The sequence below is a fragment of the Vibrio sp. 03_296 genome, assembly GCF_002265885.1.
This window is the reverse complement of sequence record NZ_NPKW01001382.1, coordinates 1-517: the sequence shown is the minus strand read 5'-3', so window position 1 is coordinate 517 and position 517 is coordinate 1. Positions and strand designations below refer to the sequence as shown.

1 pseudogene is annotated in these 517 nt (G+C 43.2%); it reads left to right on the top strand.

Going from position 1 to position 517, the window contains the following annotated elements:
- Positions 1-517: pseudogene (locus tag CIK04_RS32475) on the top strand (transposase); the annotation flags it as partial.

The window sequence follows — 517 nt, the reverse complement described above, 5'->3', positions numbered from 1 at the left end:
GATAATGCTATCGACTTTGAATTCATTCGTGATGAAGTCGCTCATCTTTATTGTAAAGATAATGGGCGTCCACCWGTTGACCCTGTTCGTCTCTTCAAAATCATCTTGCTTGGTTATATCTTTGGTATAAAAAGTGAGCGTCAGCTCGTTAAAGAAATTGAAGTGAATGTCGCTTACCGTTGGTTCTTACGGATGTCATTAACAGAGAAAGTCATCCACGCTTCTACTCTAAGCCAAAACCGCATTCGTCGCTTTAATGGCACGGATGTATTTCGAACGTATTTTTATCAATATCGTAGAGCAAGCCATGACGAAAGGCTTGGTCGCGGTCAAGAGCTCTTTACGGACAGTACTCATCTCAAAGCGAACGCCAACAAGAATAAACACACCAATAAAGTCACGGCGGTTCGCGCGAGTGCCTATCTTGATATGCTGGATGACGACGTCGCGTTAGACCGAGAAAAAGCGGGTAAGAAGCCTCTTAAGGCTCGTGAATCAGAGTCAAAAACAAAGAATA